18 protein-coding genes are annotated in these 24,449 nt (G+C 61.7%); 10 read left to right on the top strand and 8 right to left on the bottom strand.

Annotation, left to right across the window (positions count from 1 at the left end):
• Positions 1-19 precede the first annotated feature (19 nt).
• From G5134_RS19285 to G5134_RS19265, 5 genes are all read right to left on the bottom strand, one after another.
• Positions 20-1,645 carry a hypothetical protein gene (locus G5134_RS19285; protein ID WP_024941675.1) on the bottom strand — a complete coding sequence of 542 codons (1,626 nt, stop codon included), beginning with the start codon at positions 1,643-1,645 and terminating at the stop codon, positions 20-22.
• Positions 1,646-1,712: 67 nt separating this feature from the next.
• Positions 1,713-2,495, bottom strand: coding sequence for a DUF3142 domain-containing protein (locus G5134_RS19280; protein ID WP_065018804.1), 783 nt, complete (start codon positions 2,493-2,495; stop codon positions 1,713-1,715).
• Entirely contained in the window at positions 2,465-4,525 is a 2,061-nt protein-coding gene (locus tag G5134_RS19275) for a hypothetical protein (protein ID WP_065018805.1), read from the bottom strand. Before G5134_RS19275 ends, G5134_RS19280 begins: the two co-directional genes overlap by 31 nt.
• 93 nt (positions 4,526-4,618) lie before the next feature.
• Positions 4,619-5,083 (bottom strand): hypothetical protein, encoded by a 465-nt coding sequence (locus G5134_RS19270; RefSeq protein ID WP_065018806.1) that lies wholly within the window; start codon positions 5,081-5,083, stop codon positions 4,619-4,621.
• A gap of 42 nt (positions 5,084-5,125) precedes the next feature.
• Positions 5,126-6,502 carry a PLP-dependent aminotransferase family protein gene (locus G5134_RS19265; RefSeq protein ID WP_421232139.1) on the bottom strand — a complete coding sequence of 459 codons (1,377 nt, stop codon included), beginning with the start codon at positions 6,500-6,502 and terminating at the stop codon, positions 5,126-5,128.
• Positions 6,503-6,619: 117 nt separating this feature from the next.
• Here G5134_RS19265 and G5134_RS19260 point away from each other — a divergent pair, with 117 nt between their 5' ends.
• From G5134_RS19260 to putP, 10 genes are all read left to right on the top strand, one after another.
• Positions 6,620-7,216 (top strand): LysE family translocator, encoded by a 597-nt coding sequence (locus G5134_RS19260; RefSeq protein WP_005304811.1) that lies wholly within the window; start codon positions 6,620-6,622, stop codon positions 7,214-7,216.
• 124 nt (positions 7,217-7,340) lie between these two features.
• On the top strand, positions 7,341-7,931 hold the full coding sequence (locus G5134_RS19255) for a LysE family translocator (RefSeq protein ID WP_010636219.1): 591 nt from the start codon (positions 7,341-7,343) through the stop codon (positions 7,929-7,931).
• A gap of 129 nt (positions 7,932-8,060) precedes the next feature.
• The gene (locus G5134_RS19250) at positions 8,061-8,753 is read left to right on the top strand and encodes an aspartate/glutamate racemase family protein (protein ID WP_065018808.1); all 693 of its coding nucleotides are present in this window, start codon (positions 8,061-8,063) and stop codon (positions 8,751-8,753) included.
• Between the two features lie 126 nt (positions 8,754-8,879).
• A complete protein-coding gene (cueO, locus tag G5134_RS19245) occupies positions 8,880-10,499 on the top strand; it encodes a multicopper oxidase CueO (protein ID WP_065018809.1) in 1,620 nt (539 codons plus the stop codon).
• 156 nt (positions 10,500-10,655) lie between these two features.
• Positions 10,656-11,762, top strand: coding sequence for a 1-acyl-sn-glycerol-3-phosphate acyltransferase (locus G5134_RS19240; protein WP_005304801.1), 1,107 nt, complete (start codon positions 10,656-10,658; stop codon positions 11,760-11,762).
• A gap of 309 nt (positions 11,763-12,071) precedes the next feature.
• Positions 12,072-12,542, top strand: a complete 471-nt coding sequence (locus G5134_RS19235) for a YhcH/YjgK/YiaL family protein (RefSeq protein ID WP_065018810.1) — start codon at positions 12,072-12,074, stop codon at positions 12,540-12,542.
• Positions 12,543-12,716: 174 nt separating this feature from the next.
• Positions 12,717-13,916, top strand: a complete 1,200-nt coding sequence (locus tag G5134_RS19230) for an acetate kinase (RefSeq protein WP_005304795.1) — start codon at positions 12,717-12,719, stop codon at positions 13,914-13,916.
• A 123-nt stretch (positions 13,917-14,039) separates the two neighbouring features.
• A complete protein-coding gene (locus G5134_RS19225) occupies positions 14,040-15,281 on the top strand; it encodes a mechanosensitive ion channel family protein (protein WP_005304793.1) in 1,242 nt (413 codons plus the stop codon).
• Between the two features lie 186 nt (positions 15,282-15,467).
• Positions 15,468-16,394, top strand: coding sequence for a L,D-transpeptidase family protein (locus tag G5134_RS19220; protein WP_065018811.1), 927 nt, complete (start codon positions 15,468-15,470; stop codon positions 16,392-16,394).
• A gap of 290 nt (positions 16,395-16,684) precedes the next feature.
• Entirely contained in the window at positions 16,685-18,202 is a 1,518-nt protein-coding gene (putP, locus tag G5134_RS19215; RefSeq protein WP_065018812.1) for a sodium/proline symporter PutP, read from the top strand.
• Positions 18,203-18,278: 76 nt separating this feature from the next.
• Here the strand turns inward: putP and rdrD are convergent, their stop codons facing one another.
• Genes rdrD through rdrA form a run of 3 tightly spaced genes read right to left on the bottom strand, consistent with a single transcriptional unit; the run spans position 18,279 to position 24,431 of the window.
• A complete protein-coding gene (gene rdrD / locus G5134_RS19210; RefSeq protein ID WP_156560001.1) occupies positions 18,279-19,085 on the bottom strand; it encodes an antiviral RADAR system accessory protein RdrD in 807 nt (268 codons plus the stop codon).
• A gap of 10 nt (positions 19,086-19,095) precedes the next feature.
• Complete coding sequence (gene rdrB / locus G5134_RS19205) at positions 19,096-21,861, bottom strand: antiviral RADAR system adenosine deaminase RdrB (protein ID WP_065018813.1); 2,766 nt, start codon at positions 21,859-21,861, stop codon at positions 19,096-19,098.
• Complete coding sequence (gene rdrA, locus G5134_RS19200; RefSeq protein ID WP_421232138.1) at positions 21,861-24,431, bottom strand: antiviral RADAR system adenosine triphosphatase RdrA; 2,571 nt, start codon at positions 24,429-24,431, stop codon at positions 21,861-21,863. The genes rdrB and rdrA overlap by 1 nt, the downstream gene beginning before the upstream one ends.
• Positions 24,432-24,449: the final 18 nt, after the last annotated feature.

Genomic DNA, 24,449 nt, shown 5'->3' with positions numbered 1-24,449 from the left:
GCTGGCCGGGCCTGAGGGCCTAGTTGGGGGGCGTGGTGGGCAGGCGGGTATTGAGGTGTGAGCGGATCTGCAGCAGCGTCTTCTGGTACTCCTCGGCATGATGCTCCATGAAGGAGGCGCTGTGGTTGAGGCGCCGCTCCAGCCGGTCTACCAGCAGCGCCACCCTGGGGGCTGCCATGCCGGCCGGCCAGCACAGTTGCAGCAGCTCCAGCAACTGCCAGGCATCGCCAGGCAGGGCCGGGAACTCCTCCTGCAGCGTCAGCGCATACTGCACGGCCAGCTGGTGCTGGCCTGCCGCGCTGGCCCGCTGCCGCTCCTGGCGCAGATAGGTCAGCCGCAGCTCGCGCCGCTCCAGTTGTTTCGTCAAGTCGATGACGACCTGCTTGAACAACTGTTGCAGCAGCGGGGCCGGGGCGACCCTGGCCTGATACTGGCCGAGCTGGGTCAGGTAGCGTTTGGCGTGGTGGGGCAGGCCGCAGAACTGGCTGACGGCGAAGCCGAGCAGCTGGTTGAGGTGGTTGTCCCGCGCGCTCTCCGGTGGGTGCTTGGCCAGCAGCAGCAGGGCCTCGTCGAAGCGGTAGTCCAGGCTCAGCATCAGCGCCTTGAGCAGGGCGTCCTCATGAGCTCGCAGGGTGACGGCCTGGTTGAGGTAGCGATACTCCTGCTGCAGTGAGCTGATCCTGGCGGCGCTGGGGTAGTGCCAGAGCACCGCCAGGCTGGCATTGAGGATGAAGTTCTCGATGGATACCCGCAGCTTGTGATCGGCAAAGAAGCGCAGGCTGAGGGCGTTGGCCTGCTCCAGCGCCTTGCCCTCATCCTTGATCAGCAGTGCCAGCAGGATGGCCGCCTGGCGCCACTCCGGTTGCCAGGCATTTTTTTGCAGCAGATGGCCGAGCACGTCCCAGGCCGCCTCCCACTGCCCCTCGTGCAGCAGACAGGCCAGCGCCAGCTCCAGCTGCAGGGCCGGCGGCAGCCGCTCCCGGTTGCGGGCCAGATCCTTGCGCGCGCTCTCCAGCCTGCCGAGTCCCAGCAGGGCGTAGATCAATCCCTTGCGCGGCCACCAGGCATCATATTCCGTGGTACAGACTGCGTAGTGCTGGGCAGCGTGGAAGTGATCCTGCCATTGCAGCAGCATGTAGCCCTTGCTCCGGTCCAGCTGTTGTCCCAGCTCCCGATACTTCTGCTGCTCATAGAGCAGGTCCTCGCACAGGGCACAGCTCAGTTGCCACTCCCTGAGCCGCATCGGGGCCGGCAGGGCACGGGTCAGCCCGGTCAGCTGTACCAGCTCGCGCAGGCGGGTGGTCAGTTGCTCCTGGGTAAAGGGGATGGTCAGCTGCAGGGAAAAGTAGAGATCCGAGGGGGGATAGTGGAGTGGCTCCGGGTCTGCATTGAGCAACAACAGCACGCAGCCCGGCTCCAGTAGCCCCAGATAGTGAGCCTCCTGCAGCATGCGCACTCCCTCCAGGTCCTGGTGATGGCTCTGGTGGCAGATGATGGCGTCGAACGACTGCTGGCGCAGCAGGGTTGGCAGGGTTGCCAGTTCCTTGCAGTGGGTCAGCTGGGTTGATGCTATGCCCTGCTGGCTCAGCCCCTGGGAGAGCGCCGTGCTGAGCATGGTGTCGTCTTCGATCAGGAGGATCTGCATCCTTGGCACTCCTTGGCCGGTTCAGGATCGGAACAAGTATGGCATGTGATGGAGTCAAAAAGAGCTATTACTCTGTTACAGAGGTGCCGTGCCGGTCAACCCCTCGTCCGAGCTCACTGCGGTGGGGGGAGGGCGACGGATTGACAAGAAACACCACCACGCCGCCATAGGCCGCCGAGTCGGCCAGCCTGCTTTCCCACGTTTGATCCCACTCACCTCCCTGCACCAGCCCCACCTTGAAGGGGAGGGTCAGCCGCGTCAGCGTTTGCAGGTAGCGCGCGTAGCCCGGCTCGGTGCGGCGGCCACGGTAGGTCTGCACCACCAGCTCGTCGACCGTGCCGGCGAGGGCGTTGAGGGTGGCGACGTCGCCGGTGCGGGTCCAGTCCAGCAGGCCTGTGATGCTGATGGCGCAGCCGGCGGGCAGCTGGCTGCGCAGTTTGCGCAGGAAGTCGCCATAGTCCGCCAGCCGGTGGGTGCGGGCATCGAAGTCTATCTGGATGCCGCGCACCTCATTGCCCTTGCGCTGCCAGGCCGCCAGCTGGTTGGTCAGGTTCTTGATAAGAGCCTCATCCCAGTCGAGCCGCTCCACCCGGTAGGCGAGCCAGAGCTCCTTTACCGGCAGCTTGCTCGGCGCTATGCCCTGCCCCTGAAAACGCACGGGCTGGCGCGCATCGAGGGGGCCTATCTCCCCCTGATGCAGATAGAGCCGCTGGGCCTGCTGCAGCACCGGCTGGGGCCTGACCCCGGCCCACAGCCAGAACTGGCGGTAGTGGCTCGCCTCGACGGCGGCGCTGGCCTCGGCGCTCAGCAGCGCCAGCATCACCAGTAATATTTGAGCTGTTTGGCCCACTGGCTCGTTCCGTACTGGCGTTTGAGGGTGTTGAACCAGCCCTTGCGCTGACTGAGGGGGATTTCCTGGCTGCCGCAGCTGTTGTTGCCGCTCGGGGCGTAACAGTTGATGGCGCGGTAGAGGGCGTAAGCCTTATCTTCCTTGGCGGCCTTGGGGTTGGCGATCACCTGTTGATACCAGTCGAGCCGGCTGCGCTGCTGACCGGCAAACAGATCCCGGCTGCCCGCCAGGGTGTCGGCCCCCGGCCGCTGCAGGAGCGGATCCCAGTCCAGCCCCTTGCTCAGGAAGAACTCGCCGAGGCAGTTGAGCGCCTTGGGAGATTTGGGGTTGTCCGCCAGGGTGGTGACCACCGCGGTGAGCGCCGGGCACTGATACTCCTGGCTCCCTTGCCAGTCGAACGGGGCGGCCAGCGGAGCAAGCGCCAGATCCTGCAGGAAGCCCCGGTAGTCGCCGTGGGTCAGCTGCTTGTAGCGCAGGGTGTGGCCGGCGCGCTGGCGCAGGGTGGCGGAAGCCTGCTCATCCTGCACCATGCGGCGCAGCAGCGGGGCCGGCGCCACGTACTCCAGCAGCGGAATGCGGTAGTGATCGCTCTGGATGGGGCTCTCCTTGGCAAACACCTGCTCCAGCCGACCGGCCCGCTCCAGGGTCATGGCCAGCGCCAGCTGCAGCAGCTGATCCTGCAAGGGGGTGGGCTGGCTGGCGAGCAGGGCGCGCCACTGCTGCTCCGTCTCGGGCAGCGCCTGATTGGCCGCCAGCGCCATGCCCTTGAGCACCTGCTGGCTGAATGCCAGGTTGTCGAGTGGCCCCTTGCCAAGGGCGGGAGCGGCGGCGATGACGGCGGCATAATCCTTGGCCAGATAATAACGCTCGGCCTGCTGCAGATAGGCGAGCCAGGCCGGGTTGCTGGCAAACTGGGCGCTTTGCTGGGCCAGCTCGCCGCTTTGTAGCGGCTGCCACTCGTCCCAGCTCTCGTGCAATCGCAGCCTGCGCAGATCCTGCACCAGGGTCAGCTGCGGCATGGCGGCTGAGCCGGTGAAGCCGGGCTGCATCAGCAGCTTGAGGTCTATTTCGTTGAGCAGCTCCGGGTTGCCCGGCTGGCGGCTCGCCTGCTGGAACAGGCCGGCCAGCGTCGCTTCGTCCCCCTTGAACCAGGCGAGCCGGCGCAGCAGCCCGTTGGCGGAGCCGAGATAGCGCCCCTTTGGATAGCGGCTGCGATAGTCGGCGATGAACTGCTCGGCGCGCTGCACGGCAGCCTGGTCAATCTGGTTGCGATCCAGGGTGCCCCAGTCATCGAAGGCGCTTTGCTGGGACTGGTTGAGGGCGACCCGGATCCGCATGTAGTCCGCCGTCTCTCTCAGCCAGGGCTGATCCTGCCCGGCGAGGGCGGCAAATTGTGCATCGGCCTGCGCGAACTCCCCCTGATAGAAGCGTTGGCTGGCGGCCAGGTAGTCGGCAAAGCCCTGGCCGGCGGCCGACAGCGGTACGGCCTTGTCTTCCGGCGCCGTTTCGGCTTGCTGGGCGCACTGGCCCAGCATGGCCAGCCGCTGGCGGGCCAGCTGGCTGCGCTCGTCGGCGCCAAGGGCCGGGGTGTCGACCAGCGCCTGCAGGAAGGCTTCGGCAGAAACGAGGTTGTTGCTGATGCAGCGCCCCTCGCTCCAGCCGGCGGCCCGCTCCAGGGCGGCCTGGGTGGTGCTCTGCTCGATGCCAAGACCAGCGGCCAGTGCCAGCAGGGGATCCGGCCCGGCGGGGGCCGGATCGGCCTGGGGCGGGTTGAGCAGGGCCGGGTTGAGCAGATCCTCGATGGCGAAGGGCAGCGGCAGCGGCGCCTTGGGCAGCGAGAAGGCCTGCTCATCGGCCAGCAGCAGCGCCAGGTTGGTGCGGGTGTCGTTGTCGGGGGAGAGGAACGGCAGCCCGTTCAGGTGGCACTGGGCGGCGGTCAGTTGCAGGGTGAGCGGCGTCTCGCAGCCATCCGGGCCGCAGGCCAGGACGGGCAGGCTGCACAGGGCCAGCCACAGGGGAGTCAGTTTCATGGGCGCTTCCAGCAGGAGTCGGGATGCTGGCACGCTACAAGATGCCTTCGCCCCTTTCAACTGACCATAGGGGCAGGTCGGCCGGCGGCGGGCCTACTGCAGGCCGGGCCCTTTGGCCGAAAAGGGGCAGTCGCGCTGCTGGATCAACTGCTCTCCCGAGCCCGCCGCCCCCTGCCAGTGCAGGGCGAGCTGGCCGAGGCGGCCCAGGTGGCGCAGCTCGAACTCGTAGCGCAGGCAGGGGTCGGTGAGGGGCAGGCTGGCCATGCCGGCCGGCAGCCGGTAGTCGTAGCGCAGCAGGGGGCCGTCTGTCAGTGTGCTTCGGCTGGGCAGCAGCCCTTGTGCCGTGGGGACGGGGGCACTCAGCCTGCGGCGCAGGCTGAGGGGGGCATCGATCGCCTTCTGGTAGTGCAGGCCGTTCATGGCCGCCAGCTCCTCTTCCAGCCGTTGCAACTCCCCCTCCAGCCCGCTCAGCGCCGCCCCCAGCTGCTGATGGCCGGGGGAGGCGCAGCCCCCCAGCAGCAGGGTGAGAAGCAACAAGGGGGGGCGGGTCGGGTGCATGGGCTCTCCTTTGAGCGCACGGATGGGCTGGGCCGGGGCTGACTATAGCAGGGTATTGGTGGGCGGCGCGGCGCGCAGCAGACCGGCGAGCCGCTCCAGCCCTTCGGCGACGCGGGCGTCGGTGGCCGGCTGGCTCAGGCTGAGGCGCACGCCCTGCGGCGCGGCGAACTGGCCGGCGGCGAAGTGTTCCCCGCTGGCCACCCCGACGTCAAGGGCGTTGGCGGCCTCGGCAAACTCCTGGCTGCGCCAGGGCTCCGGCAGCGGCAGCCAGGCGTGCATGGAGCCCGCCTGCCAGCAGGCCTCCGGCAACAGGTGGCGCAGCAGCTCGCCGCGACGTGCCAGGATCTGCCGTTGCTGCTCTACAAGAGGCATGATCTGGCGCTGGCTCACCAGCTTGCAGGCCAGCTCGATGAGCAGCGGGCTCACCATCCAGCTCGACAGTCGCATCGCCTGGGCGAAGGCGCCGCGCAAGTGGGGCGGGGTCAGCACGAAGCCGACCCGCAGGCCACCGCAGGCGATCTTGGCCAGGCTGCCGAGGTAGATGACCCGCTCCGGCGCCAGGTTGACCAGCGGCGTCACCGGCTGCTGGGGCAGCAGGCCGTTGACGTCGTCCTCGATGATCAGCAGATCGTGACGGCGGGCAATGGCGATGATGGCCTCGCGCCGCGCCAGGCTCATGGTGGCGGTGGTGGGATTCTGCAGGGTGGGGGTGAGGTAGAGCAGCTTGGCGCGGCGGGTGCGGCAGGCCGCCTCCAGCGCGTCGGGCAGCAGCCCCTCCTCGTCCATCGCCAGCCCCAACACCTGATTCTTCAGCTGGCGGGCGTTGCCCAGCATGCCGGGGTAGCTGAGCCCTTCGCAGAACAGGGTCTCCCCCACGCAGCCGGTGGCCAGCAGGGAGAGCATGATGCCGTGCTGGGCGCCGTGGCTGAACAGCAGATACTCCTCGCTGCCCGCCACCCCTTGCTCGGTCAGCCAGTCGATAAAGAGCTGGCGCTGGCTGGGCTGGCCCGCCTCCTTGTCATAACCGAGCAGGGCGTTGAGATCCCCGTCCGCGACTTCCGCCAGCATGGGCCGGATGATGGCGGCTCGATCCAGCTGCACTGGCAGGTTCTGCCACAACTCGATGCGGTGCCCCTCCTCCTTGCGGATCACCCAGGCGTTGGCCGGATCCTCATTCTCCCCCTTGACCCAGGTGCCATGGCCGACCCGGGCGGCCAGCAGCCCGCGCCGCTCCGCCTCGCCATAGGCGCGGGTGACGGTGCCGACGGTGACCCCCAGCCTGTCCGCCAGCGCCCTGTGGGTGGGCAGCCGGGTCTGGGGCGGCAGAGAGCCGTCCTGAATGGCCTGCTCGATGGCCTTCACCAGCTTGAGGTAGAGCGGGCCGGCGAAGGGGGTGAGGTCTGGGGTCCAGATTGTCATGGTGACAATAAATCCATTGATCGAAATGTATCGGCAATATAGCGTGATTTTGAAACCGATAACAATCAAAAACAGCACATTGTATCGATACAATGTGTGCAGTTCAGGAGTACAAAGATGACGATCGAATGGTATGCCACCCTGTTTGGCTTTGCGGTGCTCACCTGTGGCACACCGGGCCCCAACAACCTCATGCTGACCGCCTCCGGCGCCAACTTCGGGGTGCGCCGCACCCTGCCCCATCTGATCGGGGTGGCGGTGGGCCAGCCGGTGCTGCAGATGGTGCTGGCGCTGGGGCTCTACCCCCTGTTCGAGCGCTGGCCGCTGCTGCGCCTTGGCTTGCAGATCTTCGGCAGCCTTTATCTGCTGTGGCTGGCATGGCGCATCGCGGTGGCCGGCGCTCCCGGTGATCCGGCCCGGCGCGCCCGTCCGCTGACCCTGCTGGAGGGGCTGGGCTTTCAGTTCCTCAACCCCAAGGCCTGGATGATGGGGATCTCCGCCATCAGTCTGTTCAGCCTGCCCGGTGCCAGCTACTGGCCGAGCCAGTTCGCGGTGATGGCCATGTTCGTGCTGGTGGCGCTGCCGGTCTGCTTTGTCTGGGTGCTGTTCGGCCATCAGCTCAGCAACTGGATCAGCACGGATCGGGGCTGGCGCCGGCTCAACGGCAGCCTGGGGGCGCTGACTGCGCTCTGCGTGGTGATGCTCTGGTACTGAGCCTTGCCAGAGGCCGCATAAAGATGCGAAGAAAGTGCATTTGCGGCCTTGTCTGACGGGCACCGGCTCTGCATATTAGAAGGCTTGTCGCCGAGTCGGCGCCCTGCATCATCAAGAGGTTGAGATGGATCTGAACTGGTTGCTTCCCCTGGCGGGCTTTGCCCTCATCACTTGCGGCACGCCGGGCCCCAACAACATGCTGCTCACCAGCGCCGGTGCGGCCCAGGGCTTTCGCCGCAGCGTGCCCCTGCTGGTGGGGGTGGTGGGGGGAATAAACCTGATGATCCTGGCCACGGCGCTGGGGCTGGGGGTGATGTTCGAGCAGGTGCCGTTGCTGCACGACGGGCTCAAGCTTATCGGCTCGGCCTACCTGCTCTGGCTGGCCTGGAAGGTGGCGACCGCCAGCGGCCCGGCCGAGGGCAATCGGCCGCTGATCCCGGCCCATCAGGGGGCCATGCTGCAGCTGCTCAACCCCAAGGCGTGGATGATGGCGCTCTCCGCCATCAGCGGTTTCACCCTGGCGGGGGAGGCCTACTGGCCCTCCGCCATCTGGGTGCTCGCCATCTTCTTTATTACCGGCCTCTATACCGGGGCCTTCTGGGTGCTGTTCGGTGCCCAGGTGCGCCGCCTCATTCGCACCGCCAGAGGCTGGCGTCGTTTCAATCTCGGTATGGGGGTCGCCACGGCGGCCTGCGTGCTGATGATCTGGATTTAGTCCGGGCCTGCGCCCGGGCCTTTACTGGCTGTCTTGTTGGCCCTGCGGGGCCTTTTTTATTCCTGGGCGGTGCGTTGACGCGCGCCGCCCCTGTCTGGTTTGCACGAGCGGTTTACAGAAGGAGGTCCCATGAAATGTATCGGTCTGCTGGGTGGCATGAGCTGGGAGTCCACCGTCAGCTACTATCAGGCGCTCAACCGGGGCGTGCGCGAGCGGCTCGGCGGCCTGCACTCGGCGCGGGTGCTGCTGAGCAGCGTCGACTTTGCCGAGATAGAGCGGCTGCAGCATATCGGCGACTGGCCCGCCACCGCTCGTCTGCTGGCGGCTGAGGCGCAGGCCATCCAGGCCGGCGGCGCCGATTTTCTGCTGATCGGTACCAACACCATGCACAAGGTGGCGCCCGAGATCGAGGCCGCCATCGACATCCCGCTGCTCCATATCGCCGATGCCACCGCGCGTCAGCTGCAAGCGGACGGGATCCAGAGGGTCGGCCTGCTCGGCACCCGCTTCACCATGGAGCAGGACTTCTACAAGGGGCGCTTGCAGGAGAAGTTCGGGCTGGAGGTGCTGGTGCCGGGCGAGGCGCAGCGGGAGCGGGTGCACCGCATCATCTATGACGAGCTGTGCCTCGGCGACATTCGCGACGCCTCGCGGGCCGAGTACCTGGCCATCATCAGCGCGCTGGCCGACGCGGGCGCCCAGGCGGTGATCCTGGGCTGCACCGAGATAGCCCTGCTGGTGGGGGACGCCGAGGCAGCGGTGCCGCTCTACGACACCACTTCGATTCACGCCGAGGCGGCAGTCACTCTGGCGCTGGCTTGACGACCATGGCTCTGCTGGCAAGCGGATAAGCCAGAAACTGTCCGGCCGCCGGCTCGGCAGGGCTTGACCTTGCCGCAGGGTTGCTGCTTAGGCTGAAGGTCCGCTTTGGCCAACGAGGAGTGACTTATGCAGCGTCGCGATTTTCTCAAACTCTCCACCGCCGTCGGTGTCGCCGGTGCCCTGCCCTGGTGGGGGCGGGCGCTTGCCGCCGAGCGGCCAGCCCTGCCGATTCCTGCGCTGCTGGAGGCGGACGCCAGCGGTGTGTTTCAGCTCAGGGCCCAGCCGGGCCAGATGCAGTGGCGACGCCAGCCGACCCGCAGCTGGGGCTACAACGGCAACCTGCTTGGCCCCACATTGCGTGCCCGCCAGGGGCAGGCGGTGCGAGTCCGGGTCGCCAACCAGCTGGCGGAGACCACCACGGTGCACTGGCACGGGCTGGAGGTGCCGGGCACTGCCGATGGCGGCCCGCAGGCCAGCATCCCCTCCGGCAAAGAGTGGCAGGCGGCGTTTCGCATCGAGCAGCCGGCGGCCACCTGCTGGTATCACCCCCACACCCATGGGCAGACCGGCCATCAGGTGGCCATGGGACTGGCCGGGCTCTTCATCCTCGACGACGAGGAGAGCCTGCGGCTGCCGCTGCCCCAGCGCTGGGGGGTGGACGACATCCCGCTGGTGCTGCAGGACAAGCGGCTCGATGGGCGGGATCAGGTGGACTACCAGCTGGATGTGATGAGCGCAGCGGTCGGCTGGTTTGGCGATCTGATGCTGACCAACGGCGCCGTCTATCCGACCCACGACGCCCCCCGCGGCTGGCTGCGGTTGCGGTTGCTCAACGGCTGCAATGCTCGCTCCCTCAGGCTGGCGACCAGCGATGGCCGCCCCTTGTATGTGATCGGCAGCGATGGCGGCCTGCTGGCGGAGCCGGTGGCGTTGAGCGAGCTGGCGCTGCTGCCGGGGGAGCGCTTCGAGGTGATGGTGGATGCCCGCAATGGCCAGGCGTTCGACCTGCTTACCCTGCCGGTGCGCCAGATGGGGATGACCCTGGCGCCGTTCGATGCGGCCCTGCCGCTGCTGCGGATCCGGCCCTCCCTGATCGAGGGCAAGGGACGCCTGCCGGACAGCCTGGCCCGGCTGCCTGCGCTGCCCGCAACTCAAGAGTTGCCGAGCCGCACCCTGACCCTGTCGATGGATCCCGAGCTGGACCGGCAGGGGATGCAGGCGCTGATGAGCCGCTACGGCCACGGCGCCATGGCGGGCATGAGCATGGAGCACGGCGATACGGGCAGCATGGCCGGGATGAAGATGGACGGTCAAGGCGACGGGATGGCCGGGATGTCGATGGCGGGGATGGATCACGGCGACATGGCCGACATGAAGCAAGCGGGCGGCGCGCTGGACTTGCACGGCGGCAACCGCATCAACGGCCAGGCCTTCGCCATGAACGACCCGCAGTTTGCGGTCAAGCGCGGCCGCACCGAGCGCTGGATCATCTCGGGGGAGGGGGACATGATGCTGCACCCCTTCCACATTCACGGCACCCGTTTCCGGATCCTGAGCGAGAACGGTCAGCCGGTGGCCCCCCATCGCGCCGGCTGGAAGGATATCGTCAAGGTGGAGGGCGGGCGCAGCGAGGTGCTGGTGCGCTTCGATCACACGGCACCGAAGGAGCGGGCCTACATGGCTCACTGCCATCTGCTGGAGCATGAAGACACCGGAATGATGCTCTCGTTCACGGTGGAAGAGTGAAATGATGGCCCGTTCGGGGCCATTGTTTTTTTACTGGTCAGATCTCACTATCTGGCTGCGCCGCATACCCCTCGGCATAAAAGCGTGTAAAATTGCGCCCTGAATTTTCCGGCCGGCGCACGCCGGCCGCGACTCCTTACACGCAAGGCTGACATTGTGACAGAAGTAGATAGATTCGCGGACATTCGCCCCTACCGCGATGAGGAAGTACCGGCAGCCATCGAGCGGCTGATCCGGGATGATGAATTCATCGGCGCCATCGCCAAGTATCGCTTCGGCTCCCTGATGAGCTGGCTGGGCTGGGCCATTCGCCCGCTGATCCGCCAGTTCCTGCGCTACAAGTGGTCCAAGGTGACCACCATCCATCAGGTGCAGATGGGGGTGACCCGCTACATGAGCCGGATGATCGCCACCTCCACCCAGGGGGTGACCTTCTCCGGGCTTGAGCATCTTAAAAAAGAGCAGGGCTACCTGTTCGTCTCCAACCACAGGGACATCGCCATGGATCCGGCGTTCGTCAACTGGGGTCTGCACACCCACGGTTTCGATACCGTGCGCATTGCCATCGGCGACAACCTGCTGCGCAAGCCTTGCGCCACCGAGCTGATGAAGCTCAACAAGAGCTTCATCGTCAAGCGCTCCGCCAAGGGGCCGCGGGAGATGATGAAGGCGCTCGGCGAGCTGTCGGCCTACATCGGCCAGTCGGTGCACGAAGGGCACTCCATCTGGATTGCCCAGAAGGAAGGGCGCGCCAAGAACGGCGATGACAAGACGGATCCGGCCATCCTCAAGATGTTCTACGTGGACGGCAAGAAGCAGAAGATCGAGTTCGTCGACTACATGCGCAGCCTCAATATCGTGCCGGTCAGCATCAGCTATGAGCTGGATCCCACCGACAAGGCCAAGGCGCGCGAGCTGTACGAGAAGTCGGTCAACGGCAGCTACGAGAAGGGCGAGTTCGAGGATATTGAGAGCATAGTCGCCGGCATCGTCGGCCAGAAGGGGCGGGTACACGTCTCCTTCGGCGCCCCCATCACCGAAGGCTTCAGCGATCCGGACGAGCTGGCTGCGCTCATCGACAAGGCGATCTGGGGCAACTACCGCCTCTTCCCGGGCAACTACCTGGCTGCGGATGTGGCAGGCCATGCTAATACCATCGAACAGGCCGCCTTCCTGAGCCGTCAGTCGGAGGTGCCGGAAGAGCACAAGGCCATCTGGCGTGCCATGTACGCCAAACCGGTGGAGAACGCCGCCAAGGCTTGAATGACACCGGTTTTGACCAGGTGATGCGAAAAAAACGGGAGCTGATGCTCCCGTTTTTGCGTCTGGTCAAAGTCGCCGGCAATGGAGTAGTGAATAATATTGTTTCAGCTGGTACGATCACCCGGCGAACGCGCTTGCCCCGCTTGGCAAGCCGAGGATGAGTGTGTAACAGTGCACTCACCACGCCGGAGAGAGCCATGGCTCCATCCCGGTCTGCACGGATAGCAGACGGTGTGACACAAGGACCTTCAACGGGTCCTTTTTCATTTTGCGGCTAAGATGTCGCCTGAATACACCTAAGGAAGCGCCATGATCACCGGCAGTCTGAATACCTTGCAGCGTATGCCGCTGCCCGCCCCGCTCGACCGCATCCTGGTCGAGGTGGTGCAAAGCGTCGACCGGTGGCGGCATGCCCCGCTCGGCAAGCAGGAGGTCGACGGCCTCAAGCTGTTCTGCCTGGTGAGCGAAGAGCTGACCGAGCCGGCGGCGGATCGCCGTGGCGAGTTCCATCAGCAGTACCTGGACATCCAGCTGCTGCTCGCCGGCGAGGAGTGGATCGGGGTCGGCCCGCACACCTACGCGAGCGAAGGGGCGGATCACCCCCATCCCGATCTCTGGTTCGTCGACGATGAACAGACCAGTTATCTGGCGTTGCAGCCCGGCGACTTCGCCATCTTCTGGCCGGGAGAACTGCATCGCCCCCTCTGCACCCCCAACCCGCCGGCCAAGGTGAAGAAGCTGGTGGTCAAGGTGCACCGGGATCTGCTGGCCGGCCTGTAACCGCTGGCGCAGCCTGACTGAGACGAGTGGCCGGAATCGTCCGGATTTGCACTTAACATATTGAAAAATTGGGCGCACTTTCCTGCGACCATAAGCCCCCGGCAGGGGAATCCCATCCATGTTGGATGACACGACACTGTCGGCATAAAGCCGAAGCACAGGAAGATGTAGAACATGAGCAAGTTGGTATTGATCCTTAACTGCGGTAGCTCTTCCCTGAAATTTGCCGTAATGGACGCCGAAACAGGTGAGGACATGCTGTCCGGCCTGGCCGAATGCTTCAATCTGGATGATGCACGTATCAAATGGAAACTCCACGGCGTCAAGGGCGAGGCCATGCTGGGCGCGGGTGCCGCGCACCAGGAAGCCCTCGACCACATCGTGGGTCACATCCTGCCGCAGGATCCGACCCTGGCCGAGCAGCTGGTGGCCATCGGCCATCGCATCGTGCACGGCGGCGAGCAGTTCTCCCGTTCTGTTCGCATCGATGACAGCGTGATCGCCGGCATCGAAGCCGCCATTCCGTTCGCTCCCCTGCACAACCCGGCGCACCTCATCGGCATCCGTGCCGCCCTCAAGGTCTTCCCGGCGCTGGCAGAGAAGAATGTGGCCGTGTTCGACACCGCCTTCCACCAGACCCTGCCAGAGGAAGCCTACCTCTACGCGCTGCCCTACAAGCTTTACAAAGAGAACGGCATCCGTCGTTACGGCGCCCACGGCACCTCCCACCGCTTCATCGCGGAAGAGACCGCCAAGGCGCTGGGCAAGCCGCTCGAAGAGCTCAACATCATCAACTGCCACCTAGGTAACGGCGCCTCCGTTTGCGCCATCCGTGGCGGCGAATCCGTCGACACCTCCATGGGGCTGACCCCGCTGGAAGGGCTGGCGATGGGTACCCGCTCCGGCGACATAGACCCCGCCGTGGTCTTCTTCATGCACGACCAGCTTGGTTACAGCGTGGAGCAGATCAACCACACCCTGACCCGCGAGTCCGGCCTGCTGGGCATGACCGAGGCGAGCAGCGACTGCCGCTACGTCACCTCCAACTACGCCACCGACGCCGGTGCCAAGCGTGCGCTGGACGTGTTCACCTACCGGGTGGCTAAGTATGTCGGTGCCTATGCCGCCGCCATGGACGGTCGTCTGGACGCCCTGGTATTCACCGGCGGTATCGGTGAAAACGCCGCCATGGTGCGCGAGATGGTGCTGGATCGTCTGGCCCTGTTCGGTTTCAAGGTCGACAAGGAAGCCAACAACGCCGCCGTGCTGGGTGGCGAGGGCCCCATCACCGCCGAAGGCAGCCGCCTGGCGCTGGTGATGCCCACCAACGAAGAGCTGGTCATCGCCCGCGATGCCCTGAGCCTGGTCGGTTAACGCCCCCTCGCTCCCAGACAACGCCCGGCCCCTGCCGGGCGTTGTCGTTTGTGGGCCGGTGCCCATTTGACATGGGGTGGCAGATACGTACCCTGACCGCAGTTTCACGCACAGGAGGATGGGATGAAGGAGACGATTTTTCGCTGGCTGGCCGGGCTCGGACTGGAGGTGACCGGCATGACGGGGCTGGTGATCGCCCTCGGCTTCATCGTGCTCACCTCGCTGGTGCTGCACATGCTGCTGCACCGGGTGTTGCTGGTGCGGCTGGTGGGCGTGCTCGGCAAGACCATGCAGGTGTGGCTGCCGCCCCAACTGCAGCAGCGGCTGTTCTACCGGCTCGCCTTCGTGTTGCAGGGGGCCGTGTTGCTGGGGCAGGCCGAGATCTGGCTGCCGCGCGACTCCGAAAGCCTGCAGCTCATAGAGACGGTGGCCCAGCTCTGGATCCTGCTGTTCCTGCTGCTGGCGCTGTTCGCCCTGCTCGACTGCCTGCTGTCGGTGAGCCGCTATACCCGGCTCGGGCGGGATCTGCCCCTGCGCGGCATCTTCCAGGGGGTGAAGCTGGTGGGCAGCATCCTGGTGGGCATCCTGATGATCGCCCTGCTGCTCGGCAAGTCACCGTTGTTCCTGTTCAGCGGCCTAGGTGCCATGACCGCGGTATTGATGCTGGTGTTCAAGGACCCCATCCTCGGCCTGGTGGCCGGTATCCAGCTCTCCGCCAACCGGATGCTGAGCGTCGGCGACTGGCTGCAGATGGACAAGTACGGCGCGGATGGCGAGGTGACCGACATCGGCCTCACCACGGTCAAGGTGTCGAACTGGGACAAGACCATCACCACCATCCCCACCTATGCCCTCATCTCCGACTCTTTCAAGAACTGGCAGGGGATGACGGAGTCGGGCGGGCGGCGCATCAAGCGCAGCGTCAACATCGACATGACCAGCGTGCGCTTCCTGACGGCAGATGAACAGTTGCAGCTCAAGCAGGCTCAGCTGCTGGCGCCCTATCTGAGCCGCAAGGAGCAGGAGCTGAGCGCCTACAACCAGCAGCTGAGCGACGCCATCAGCTGCCCCATCAACGGCCGCCACCTCACCAACCTCGGCACCCTGCGCGCCTATCTGGACGCCTACCTGCGCGCCCACCCCGGCATTCGCAAGGACATGACCCTGATGGTGCGCCAGCTGGCACCGACCACGGACGGCCTGCCTCTGGAGATCTACTGCTTCACGGCGACCACCGCCTGGGCCGATTACGAAGGGATCCAGGCCGACATTTTCGACCACATTTTTGCCATCATCGAGCAATTTCATCTGCGGTTGCACCAATCTCCCACAGGTTACGATATGCGCGCCTGGCAAAAGGGGTGAACGGCCATCAGACAAGGGCTGGCGGCGGATAAAAAAAGCGATATTAATCGCTGACCCGCCGCCACTTGTCAGTTGAAATTTGCCCGGCAGAGGAGAAAAATGGCGGCCTTCTCTTCGCCCCCGGATCGCCTGCCGCTCCCGGGTCAGCCCAGAGTCTTGAACCACGTCATCCATTACAGGAAAGTTATGAAGCTCCTCCACACTACTGCGGCCGCGCTGTGCTGCAGCCTCCTCTTGGGCGCCACGCCTGCGCTCGCGGTTGAATACGCCCTGCCTGCGGCCAACAGCCGCCTGGTGGGTGAAAATCTGGAATACGTGGTCCCGGCCGAAGAAAACGGCCAGCCGCTGGAGGCCGCCGCCGCCAAATTTCAGCTGGGGCTGACCAACATGCTGGAGGCCAACCCCAAGGCGGATCCCCTGCTGCTGCAGACCGGCGAGAAGCTGATCGTGCCGCACCAGCTGATCCTGCCGGATGCGCCCCGTGAAGGGATCGTGCTGAACGTGGCCGAGATGCGCCTCTACTACTACCCGAAAGGCAAGAAGGTGGTGGAAGTGCTGCCCATCGGCATCGGCCAGCTTGGCACCGACACCCCGGAAAACTGGGTGACCAGCGTGCAGCGCAAGAAGGCGGGCCCGACCTGGACCCCGACCGCCAAAATGCATGCCGAATATGCCGCCCGTGGCGAGACCCTGCCGGCAGTATGGCCGGCCGGCCCGGACAACCCCATGGGGCTGTTCGCGCTCTACATCGGCAAGATGTACGCCATCCACGGCACCAACGCCCAGTTCGGCATCGGCCTGCGGGTGAGCCACGGTTGCGTGCGCCTGCGCAACGACGACATCGAGTACCTGTTCAAGAAGGTGCCGGTCGGTACCCGTGTCCAGTTCGTCAACCAGCCGATCAAGGCCAGTGTCGAGCCGGATGGCCGCCGCTACCTGGAAGTGCATCAGCCGCTCTCCCGCAATCAGGAGGAGTTCAACTCCAGCCTGCCTGCGCCGCTGCCGATGACCCCGGCGGTGACCCGCTTCATCGCCCACGCCGACAGCGACTCCCAGCTGGTCAAGCAGGCGCTGGAGCAGCGCAGCGGCATGCCGATCGCGATCAATCGCTGATTGGCACACTTGCCGACATGGCCCCGACTTCTGGTCGGGGCTTTTTTTTGCGGCCGTGGCGGGATCGGGCCTCTGAACATGCCCGGTGGATAAGCAGTTGCTGCGTCAGGATAAAATCTGGTGGAACGGGGCAAAGCTGGTCTGTTGGTTAAATATGAAACGTTTATATTGTGTTTTCTGTTTGTTAAAAAAGGTTGAGGTCATGGGATCTGCTGATTAAGCTAGGGCGGTTTTTTTAAGGAAGAGTCCGTCGTCAGAACGGGCACACACGTCACATAACGGAGTTTTGAATGACAGCCAGCACACCCATGCTTATCACCTTTCTGGTGTACATCCTCGGGATGGTCCTGATCGGCTTTATCGCCTATCGCGCCACCCGCAACTTTGACGACTACATCCTCGGCGGCCGCCGGATGGGGAGCTGGGTGACCGCCCTCTCCGCCGGCGCCTCCGACATGAGCGGCTGGCTCCTGATGGGCCTGCCGGGCGCCGTCTTTATCGGCGGCATCTCCGAGAGCTGGATCGCCATCGGCCTCACCCTGGGTGCCTATCTCAACTGGCGCTGGGTCGCCGGCCGGCTGCGGGTACATACCGAGAAGAACCGCAACGCCCTGACCCTGCCGGACTACTTCACCTACCGCTTCGAGGACAAGAGCCGGGTACTGCGCATCCTCTCCGCCCTGGTGATCCTGCTGTTCTTCACCATCTACTGCGCCTCCGGCGTGGTGGCCGGCGCCCGCCTGTTCGAGAGCACCTTCGGCATGAGCTATGACACCGCCCTCTGGGTCGGTGCCGCGGCCACCATCACCTACACCTTCTTCGGCGGCTTCCTCGCGGTGAGCTGGACCGATACCGTGCAGGCCACCCTGATGATCTTCGCCCTGATCCTCACCCCGATGTTCGTCATCATCGCGGTGGGCGGCATCGACACCGCCATGGTGCAGGTGGCGGCGCAGAACGCCGGCAACCTCGACATGTTCAAGAACCTGGACTTCATCGCCATCATCTCGCTGATGGCCTGGGGCCTGGGCTACTTCGGCCAGCCCCACATCCTGGCGCGCTTCATGGCGGCGGACTCCCACCACTCCATGACCAATGCCCGTCGCATCAGCATGACCTGGATGGTGCTGTGCCTGGGCGGCGCCGTGGCCATCGGCTTCTTCGGCCTCTCTTACTTCTCCACCTTCACCGAGCAGGCTGGCGGCGTGACGGCCAACCCTGAGCGGGTCTTTATCGAGCTCTCCAAGATCCTGTTCAACCCCTGGATCGCCGGCGTGCTGCTCTCCGCGATCCTGGCTGCGGTGATGAGTACCCTCAGTTGCCAGCTGCTGGTCTGCTCCAGCGCCATCACCGAGGATCTCTACAAGCCGTTCCTGCGCAAGAACGCCTCCCAGCAAGAGCTGGTGTGGGTCGGTCGTGCCATGGTGCTGGTGATCGCGCTCATCGCCATCGCCGTCGCCATGAACCCGGAAAACCGGGTGCTGGGGCTGGTGAGCTACGCCTGGGCCGGCTTTGGCGCCGCCTTCGGTCCCGTGGTGCTGCTCTCCGTGCTCTGGTCGCGGATGACCCGCAACGGCGCCCTGGCGGGCATGCTGGTGGGCGCCCTGACCGTCATCGTCTGGAAGCAGTTCGGCTGGCTGGGACTCTATGAAATCATCCCGGGCTTCCTCTTCTCCGGACTCGCCATCCTGGTGTTCAGCCTGCTGGACAAGGCTCCCTCCAAGGCCATGCTGGAGCGCTTCGACGACGCCGAGCGCGAGTTCCAGACCCCGCCGGATGCGCTGGGTCAGCCGGCAACCGTCAACTGAGTTGGATACTGCCGATAAAAAAAAGCCCCGCGATGCGGGGCTTTAATACATGCATGCTGGATGTCCCTGCGTACCTTTAAATTACTCGCCCCAGCAATTTTTCTTTAAGACGTAATAAATAGAATGAATCTCGCATGGCCGCATTATGTTTATCCAATCTTAATTCTTCAAAAAAAGCTGCACACTCAAGCAGATGTTTTTCATTAAAATTGTTCATGTCACCAGACTTGTCGTCTATTTTCCCCCAAGAGCGACTTTCGACAATCAGACCTTCCGCTCGATTAGCAAATAACTGATAACGCTCATTACGACGCGTAAAACCGAGCATGCGATCTGCTAGCAAAGATCCAAACGTTACGACGGAAAAAATAATCAAACCTAACAATAAAGCATGGGGGTGGGAAATAATCCAAGAAAATCCGGAAATCAGCGCGCTCAATACAAGCAATAATGTAATTGGCTTCTCCCAGTATTCAGTCCACATTTTTCGAAAAGTTTTATTTTTAGTATTGCTTTCGTTGTTGATTTCAGCTCCGGCTTCTTTACCATATTTGTCGACAAACAACGTCCAAGGTAAAAAACTTCGCAACAGCAATAACACAACGCTGCCAATCAAAATATGGTCACGAAACCCCTTGTCAAACAGTATCAAGCTATGAAAAAAATCGTCAATCTTTCCACTAAACATATTATTCATCTCTAGCGCTAGGCAAACACAAAAGAAAATCAGACCAAACCCGGAAAACAGTGGAAGCCGACGAAAAAGATAACGTAACCAGTAGCTTTCCCGCCCCTTGTTTTTTAAAGCTATGGCATGAAAGCTATACATCTGAGTTAATTCATCAAAATTGGTAATTTGCTTTGGTGGATTTATTTCTGTCATTAAATTCCCCTCAAACCGGTTCAAACACCGGTAAATGATTGCGATGAAACTGCTCGAGCCCGTAATGGCGTAAAGTCTCCAGCCAGCGTTCGGCCACAGTGCGGCCAATCTTCAGCTCAAGTGCTGCCTCGCGCAGCAGCAAGAACTCTGTGCGCAGCGTGGTCGGCATGATGCCGGGGTCGTCGGTATTCACCAGCACGCGCACCGGGCCTCGGCGCAGGCCGTACAGGTTGGCCGCAGCCCCTTGCTCCAGCGCCGATTCGTCCGGCGGATACCAACGGAAAATCGGGTGTTCGGCGTGTGATTGTAATCGGGCGATATAGACATTGGAGGTCGGGTTGGCCTCGATGATCAGCCCCAGCTTGTCGTATTCGGTCAGCAGCCAGTCCTGCAGCGCGTGCATAAACTCCAGCTCGGCCGGCGTGTCCACATCTTCCAGAATGTTATCATCAGCCTTGTGACCAATTCTGGTACTACTCTTGGGCACAAACCCGTCATGGGCCGCCGCTTCGTCACCCATGCGCACAATCACCAGCGGTGCTTCTGTCACCTTAGCCAGCCATGTATGCCGAGCCTGATACAGCTGGCTGGCCAACGAGCGTTGCTCGCTCAATTCTTGATGATCTGGCAAGGCGGACAGCTCGCGCGAATCGACCGGCCAGGCACCACTCAAAGACTTCAGACGGAAATGGCAATTACGCCGCAAATACCACGCCTGATAGAGATCGTTCGGAGTGGCATCACGCAAAGGGGCATGCTCGAAATGGGACTGCGGATCTACAGACTCGTTGCCGTCGCAGCTACAGCCATCATCGGCCATCAAATCCGGCACTTTCCACCAATGCGACCAACTCCAGAAACGGGCAATGCGCCGCTCAAGCAGGGGCTGCACCTGCTGCGCCAGCGGCAGTACGCCACTCAGTACACTGGCGTGATGCCACAGCCAGACCAGATTATCCAGATGCTCATCGAGCGGCAGCATCATTTCGCCCTGCCGGGCAGCCCACTGTTTCGGCACTATGCCGAGCGCCAGTGCATGTCCCAGCCGGTCGCCTTCGCGCATCTCACAAAAACGCACCGTCTCGTCGATATGGCGCATGCCCGATGCCGGATGGGCGTAATCCTCGCCAGCATGAATACTCAGGTGAAAGCCTGTGCTGGCTCGCTCGCCATCGGGCCGTGGTTTAAAACCACTACGCAGCCAGCGCAGCACCGGCGCAAACCACTCGATCTTCAGCCCGTTCTCATCCCCTGCCACATCCAGCCCACGAAACCATCTGGCTGGCTGGAAATGGAAATTGGGGTTCAGCTTACCGCCCAAAAACTCGGGCACGTTCCAGCCAGAAGCACTTTGTAGACTGTGCATCAGCGTCTCTGCCTCTTGCCACAGTTGCTTGCTTCCCGGCTTAGGGGGTTGGTTTTGTTTGTGGGGTTGCGAGCGCGAGAAATGACCACAGAATTGCCAGCGTTCCAGATTTTGCAGATATGCCTGTGTTTTGCCATCCGGCCGGATTTCATGCTCGCCAAAGATATACGTTGGCTTGGGTTGACTTAGCCCCGCATTCTTTGCCATAGCCTTGGCAAAAGGTCGTGTAAATGATGTCGAAAACGCAGCAGGTTTTGACTTGATCTCAGCCACATCACAAGCACCAGACCAGAGACGGCGCATATTGTCATGTCGCTTCGGTTTGCGCTCCAAAGCTGAACCAAAATAGCGCTCGGCAAAGCGGGTCAACCCTTGGCCATCCATGATCAGGCTGCGGCGTAGCTGATTGACGGTCTGCCAAAAACACAAAATGGCGGCACGTTGCAGCGGGTGGGTGTGCTGCTCGTCGTAGCGACGGCAAAGATAGACATACAGCCACAGCCAGCGATTGGCCTCACCACGGCCCATCGCCATTGCGAACTCCCCCAGCAACCAATCCGCACTACCAAGATTGGTCGCAGACAGATTGGCGGCCAGCAAATCCCAGTCCGGCTTGCAGATGGGCGTGTGCATAGCAAGATTGAGCCGTGCCAGATGTTGCGGCCAACCTTGCTGACGACACGGCGGCTTGTCCTTAATATTTTGGGGCTGCTTAGCCTGCTCATCGGGTTCCAGCAACAACACCAGCAGTTGCCGCGCACGTTGCAACAGGGGTTGCAGGCTGTCGTGCTGTTCGCGCTGCCACAGACTCGCCTCGCCGCTAGGTGTCAACTCGCTCCGCGCCAGCAAATAGTCATCGAGAATCGCGCTATCGGCGGTAACGCCCCAGAAATGGACATGGCCCTCGGCAAACGGCAGTGAGGGGTTGCCCGTTGGGGCGAAAAAGGCGGTTTGGGCCGAGACAACGCGACGAATATCGTGCGCCTGTGGCGGCGGCATCTCATTCAGCCACTGCGCCAAGTGCCAACCTGCTAGTAGCGTCGGGTCAATCCCTGCCGCCAACCGCACATAAGCCTGAATTTCCCCCTCGCGGTAGCAGAGCAAATCGCCATTGCGCTGCAATAGCCGCTGTTGCAGCTCGTTCAGCCAAGGAAGGGCGGGGGTCAGCAGCAAATGACCATCGAGCATCCGCCCCATCAGCTGTCGCACATCGGTCAGCCGGTGCTCGCGCGGATAACGCGCCTCCACCCCCTCTACCAGCAAATGGTAGAAATCGTCCTGTAATCGATGCCAGCGGTCGGACTCCAGAGCATCCGAGGGCGTGAGTAATGTGTCCCACAGCCATCCGGCCAACCGTTGATCGCCAAAAAAACACTCGGCGGCGTGTTCAGTTAGGGTGCGCTTGAGCATCAGAATTGCCCAGGGAAGTTATTCTTGAGTGCTGTTTGCAATGCAGTTTTTGCCCGAGATATTCGTGTAAATCTGCTCGACATTTCATCCCATAATTTTTTGCATTCTGTCAGATCTTTCGTGCCAAGAGCCTTCCCCACCTCGGAGGCATCTATTGCTTGCGCTGTTGTAATATTTAATCGTTCAGCTAACCACTTATCCGAAGTTACTCTTGCATCTTTCTTCTGACTCTTGGGTTTTGAAATTGGCTCATCCTTTGGCCAATCAAACTTGATGACTTCATCAATCCACTTTTTCAGCGGGTGCTCTGTCAATACATAGCTCACCACTCTGGCGTTCTGTCCAAAAGCAGCTTTCTTTTGATATTCACCATCTTTTTTCGCAATTTGATTTAGTGTCGGGGTGAATGGCAAGACGTTCGTTTTGAATTGATCGTGTTGTTCGTAATTTTTTAGATTTTCCGGATTAACATTGGTTGTCGCCACCACATTCGGCAAAGTAAAAAGCTCCCCCTTTTCAAAGCTACCAAATGCAAACCAGGTCGCATAGAAAACATGAGCCACCATATTCAGTGCCGTTCCGATATCCTTCATACCATTTGGCACGAACTCATCACTTGCCACCTGGCTATAAACCTTATTGAACACCTTGTAAACCAACCACGGCGCCAGTTCGACTTGATTAACATGACAGGTATGTCGCCACGTTTCTATCTCTTGATGAAGTTTTTCTACTATTAATTTTAAATCGTACTCTTCGCTTTGAGGCTCTTCCGAACCTTCATCAGCACCACTTGTCGACTTACTTTCTTTTTCGTTAAAAGTGATTGTTTTTGTCGGTGCCATCGCTGCAGTAGAAAAGAAAGGGGCTCTACCTAATATCGCATGAATATCCTCAACCGATAATGGGCCGACAAGGCTGGCAATTAGCAACTCAAATACTCGGCCAATATTGAGCAGCATGGTCTGCTTGGCATTGGTGTAGAAGTTATGCTGCGCCAGCAGGTCAATTAAAAAAATTGACTTGTTTTTCTTCTCTTCATCCAGATTCGCTAACGTAAGCTTTTGAATTTCCTTGGCGTAATCCCACTTCTTGCCTGAATTTACCCCGACTTCTGCCACCGGATAGGGTAGGATAGTTTTTTGTGATTTGATGCCGGCCAGCCACTCTTCCGGCAAGCGCTTAGCCAAAGATATCGCCCATGAAGAAAGGTCATTCGTCTTCTCGAAACGCTCATAGTTAGCCTGTGTTAGCGGCTGGAATAAAGGGGTATCGAAAATGCTGCCGCGTTGGTTGGATGAGTCAGAGGTCGCCGCTATTGTCCAATGCTGTTTGGCAAGCAGTAGCAGATAAACGGCGCCGGCCTTAGGCTCATAGCAAAAATAACCCGCTAGCCGCTGCACCATGTCATTTCTGTTAAATAATGCCGTAGCATCTTCTTGAGGCGGCATTTGCCAGTTTTTGCGAACATCAAGTTCGCTGTTCGCAGAACGAATCGATGGTGGTAATTTAGGAAGTAAGTCACTGCAATGTTTCACGAGCTGTGTTAACGCGCGAATGGACGGTATCGGCAGCGACAGCTGGCTACCTTCCAGACCATTCACCGGCCCGGCTAAAAAAATCTCCAGCCAAGCAATAAAGTTGCGCAGCGGCATTACGTCGGCTTGTTTATCATCGCGCAAGTAGATATTGCTCTGCTGCCAATAGCTGTTGACTTCCGGCATGGTCAAACGGCGCGGGAATGGCAGGATCTTGCGCTGATACTCTGCCGCCAACTCTACGGATTTTTTATAGGCTTCTTTTCTACAGTAGCTGGAATCCTTAGTCAGGCGGCCATGGAAATCGCGCCACGTTACTTCATCGTAAAGTGGCAGATCGCCACAGACGATGGGCAACACATGGGGCGTGGCCAGATAGCGGCGCACGATTTCGAGGTTTTCAAAGGCGCGATTAAGCGAGGTATCGACGTCATCAATGGGCAGGATCAGCAGTTTTTTCTCCAGCAAATCCAGCACGTCACGGAAGAAATCCTGCACGCAGTCGGCCAACTGCTTGTTGCTGTACATGGCGCGTACCTTGTCCATGCCGTGACGCTGTTGCTGGGTCTCGACCGATTCCAATGACTGCGCCAGTTTCTCCAGCGTCTGGTTCAGGCTACGGGCTTTGCTGGGCTCTTTTCTTTGCGCTTCTTTAACCTCTTTGTCGTGTAGCACCGCGGCGACAATGATGTGCAGAAACAGCGATTCGCTATTTTCCAGCAGGGTTGGGTCTACTGGGTCGAGGATGTGCACTTTGCTTAGGATAGATTTGTGCTCATCTTGATTCAGATAGCGTTTCAGGTTGACCAATATCGCAGTTTTACCAGTGCCGCGCGAGCCATCTATCGAGATGGCGTTGTGTTCGCGCAGCTCATTGAGCGATTGGCCTTTGGCGGCTTCTGCCTTGTTGACAGCCTCTTTAATCATCGTCGCCAGTTTTTTGTACACAGCGCGTGGCAGCAGGGTGTTGGCATCGGGCAAGACGGCGGATTCGCCGGCGTTTAGAGGGATGTATAACTTGTTCTGGCTCATGAGCGGTACCTAGCTAGC

Origin of the sequence: Aeromonas sp. 600276 (assembly GCF_049175815.1) — a bacterium.
GTDB lineage: Bacteria > Pseudomonadota > Gammaproteobacteria > Enterobacterales > Aeromonadaceae > Aeromonas > Aeromonas dhakensis.
The sequence above is the reverse complement of the archived record's forward strand: the minus strand, read 5'-3'. Positions and strand labels throughout refer to the sequence as shown.

Excerpts from the sequence above, each read along its gene's own strand:
- G5134_RS19285 (WP_024941675.1), bottom strand. The coding sequence starts at position 1,645 with ATGCAGATCCTCCTGATCGAAGACGACACCATGCTCAGCACGGCGCTC.
- G5134_RS19275 (WP_065018805.1), bottom strand. The coding sequence starts at position 4,525 with ATGAAACTGACTCCCCTGTGGCTGGCCCTGTGCAGCCTGCCCGTCCTG.
- G5134_RS19270 (WP_065018806.1), bottom strand. The coding sequence starts at position 5,083 with ATGCACCCGACCCGCCCCCCCTTGTTGCTTCTCACCCTGCTGCTGGGG.
- G5134_RS19265 (WP_421232139.1), bottom strand. The coding sequence starts at position 6,502 with ATGACAATCTGGACCCCAGACCTCACCCCCTTCGCCGGCCCGCTCTAC.
- G5134_RS19260 (WP_005304811.1), top strand. The coding sequence starts at position 6,620 with ATGACGATCGAATGGTATGCCACCCTGTTTGGCTTTGCGGTGCTCACC.
- G5134_RS19255 (WP_010636219.1), top strand. The coding sequence starts at position 7,341 with ATGGATCTGAACTGGTTGCTTCCCCTGGCGGGCTTTGCCCTCATCACT.
- G5134_RS19250 (WP_065018808.1), top strand. The coding sequence starts at position 8,061 with ATGAAATGTATCGGTCTGCTGGGTGGCATGAGCTGGGAGTCCACCGTC.
- cueO (WP_065018809.1), top strand. The coding sequence starts at position 8,880 with ATGCAGCGTCGCGATTTTCTCAAACTCTCCACCGCCGTCGGTGTCGCC.
- G5134_RS19235 (WP_065018810.1), top strand. The coding sequence starts at position 12,072 with ATGATCACCGGCAGTCTGAATACCTTGCAGCGTATGCCGCTGCCCGCC.
- G5134_RS19230 (WP_005304795.1), top strand. The coding sequence starts at position 12,717 with ATGAGCAAGTTGGTATTGATCCTTAACTGCGGTAGCTCTTCCCTGAAA.
- G5134_RS19225 (WP_005304793.1), top strand. The coding sequence starts at position 14,040 with ATGAAGGAGACGATTTTTCGCTGGCTGGCCGGGCTCGGACTGGAGGTG.
- G5134_RS19220 (WP_065018811.1), top strand. The coding sequence starts at position 15,468 with ATGAAGCTCCTCCACACTACTGCGGCCGCGCTGTGCTGCAGCCTCCTC.
- putP (WP_065018812.1), top strand. The coding sequence starts at position 16,685 with ATGACAGCCAGCACACCCATGCTTATCACCTTTCTGGTGTACATCCTC.
- rdrD (WP_156560001.1), bottom strand. The coding sequence starts at position 19,085 with ATGACAGAAATAAATCCACCAAAGCAAATTACCAATTTTGATGAATTA.
- rdrB (WP_065018813.1), bottom strand. The coding sequence starts at position 21,861 with ATGCTCAAGCGCACCCTAACTGAACACGCCGCCGAGTGTTTTTTTGGC.
- rdrA (WP_421232138.1), bottom strand. The coding sequence starts at position 24,431 with ATGAGCCAGAACAAGTTATACATCCCTCTAAACGCCGGCGAATCCGCC.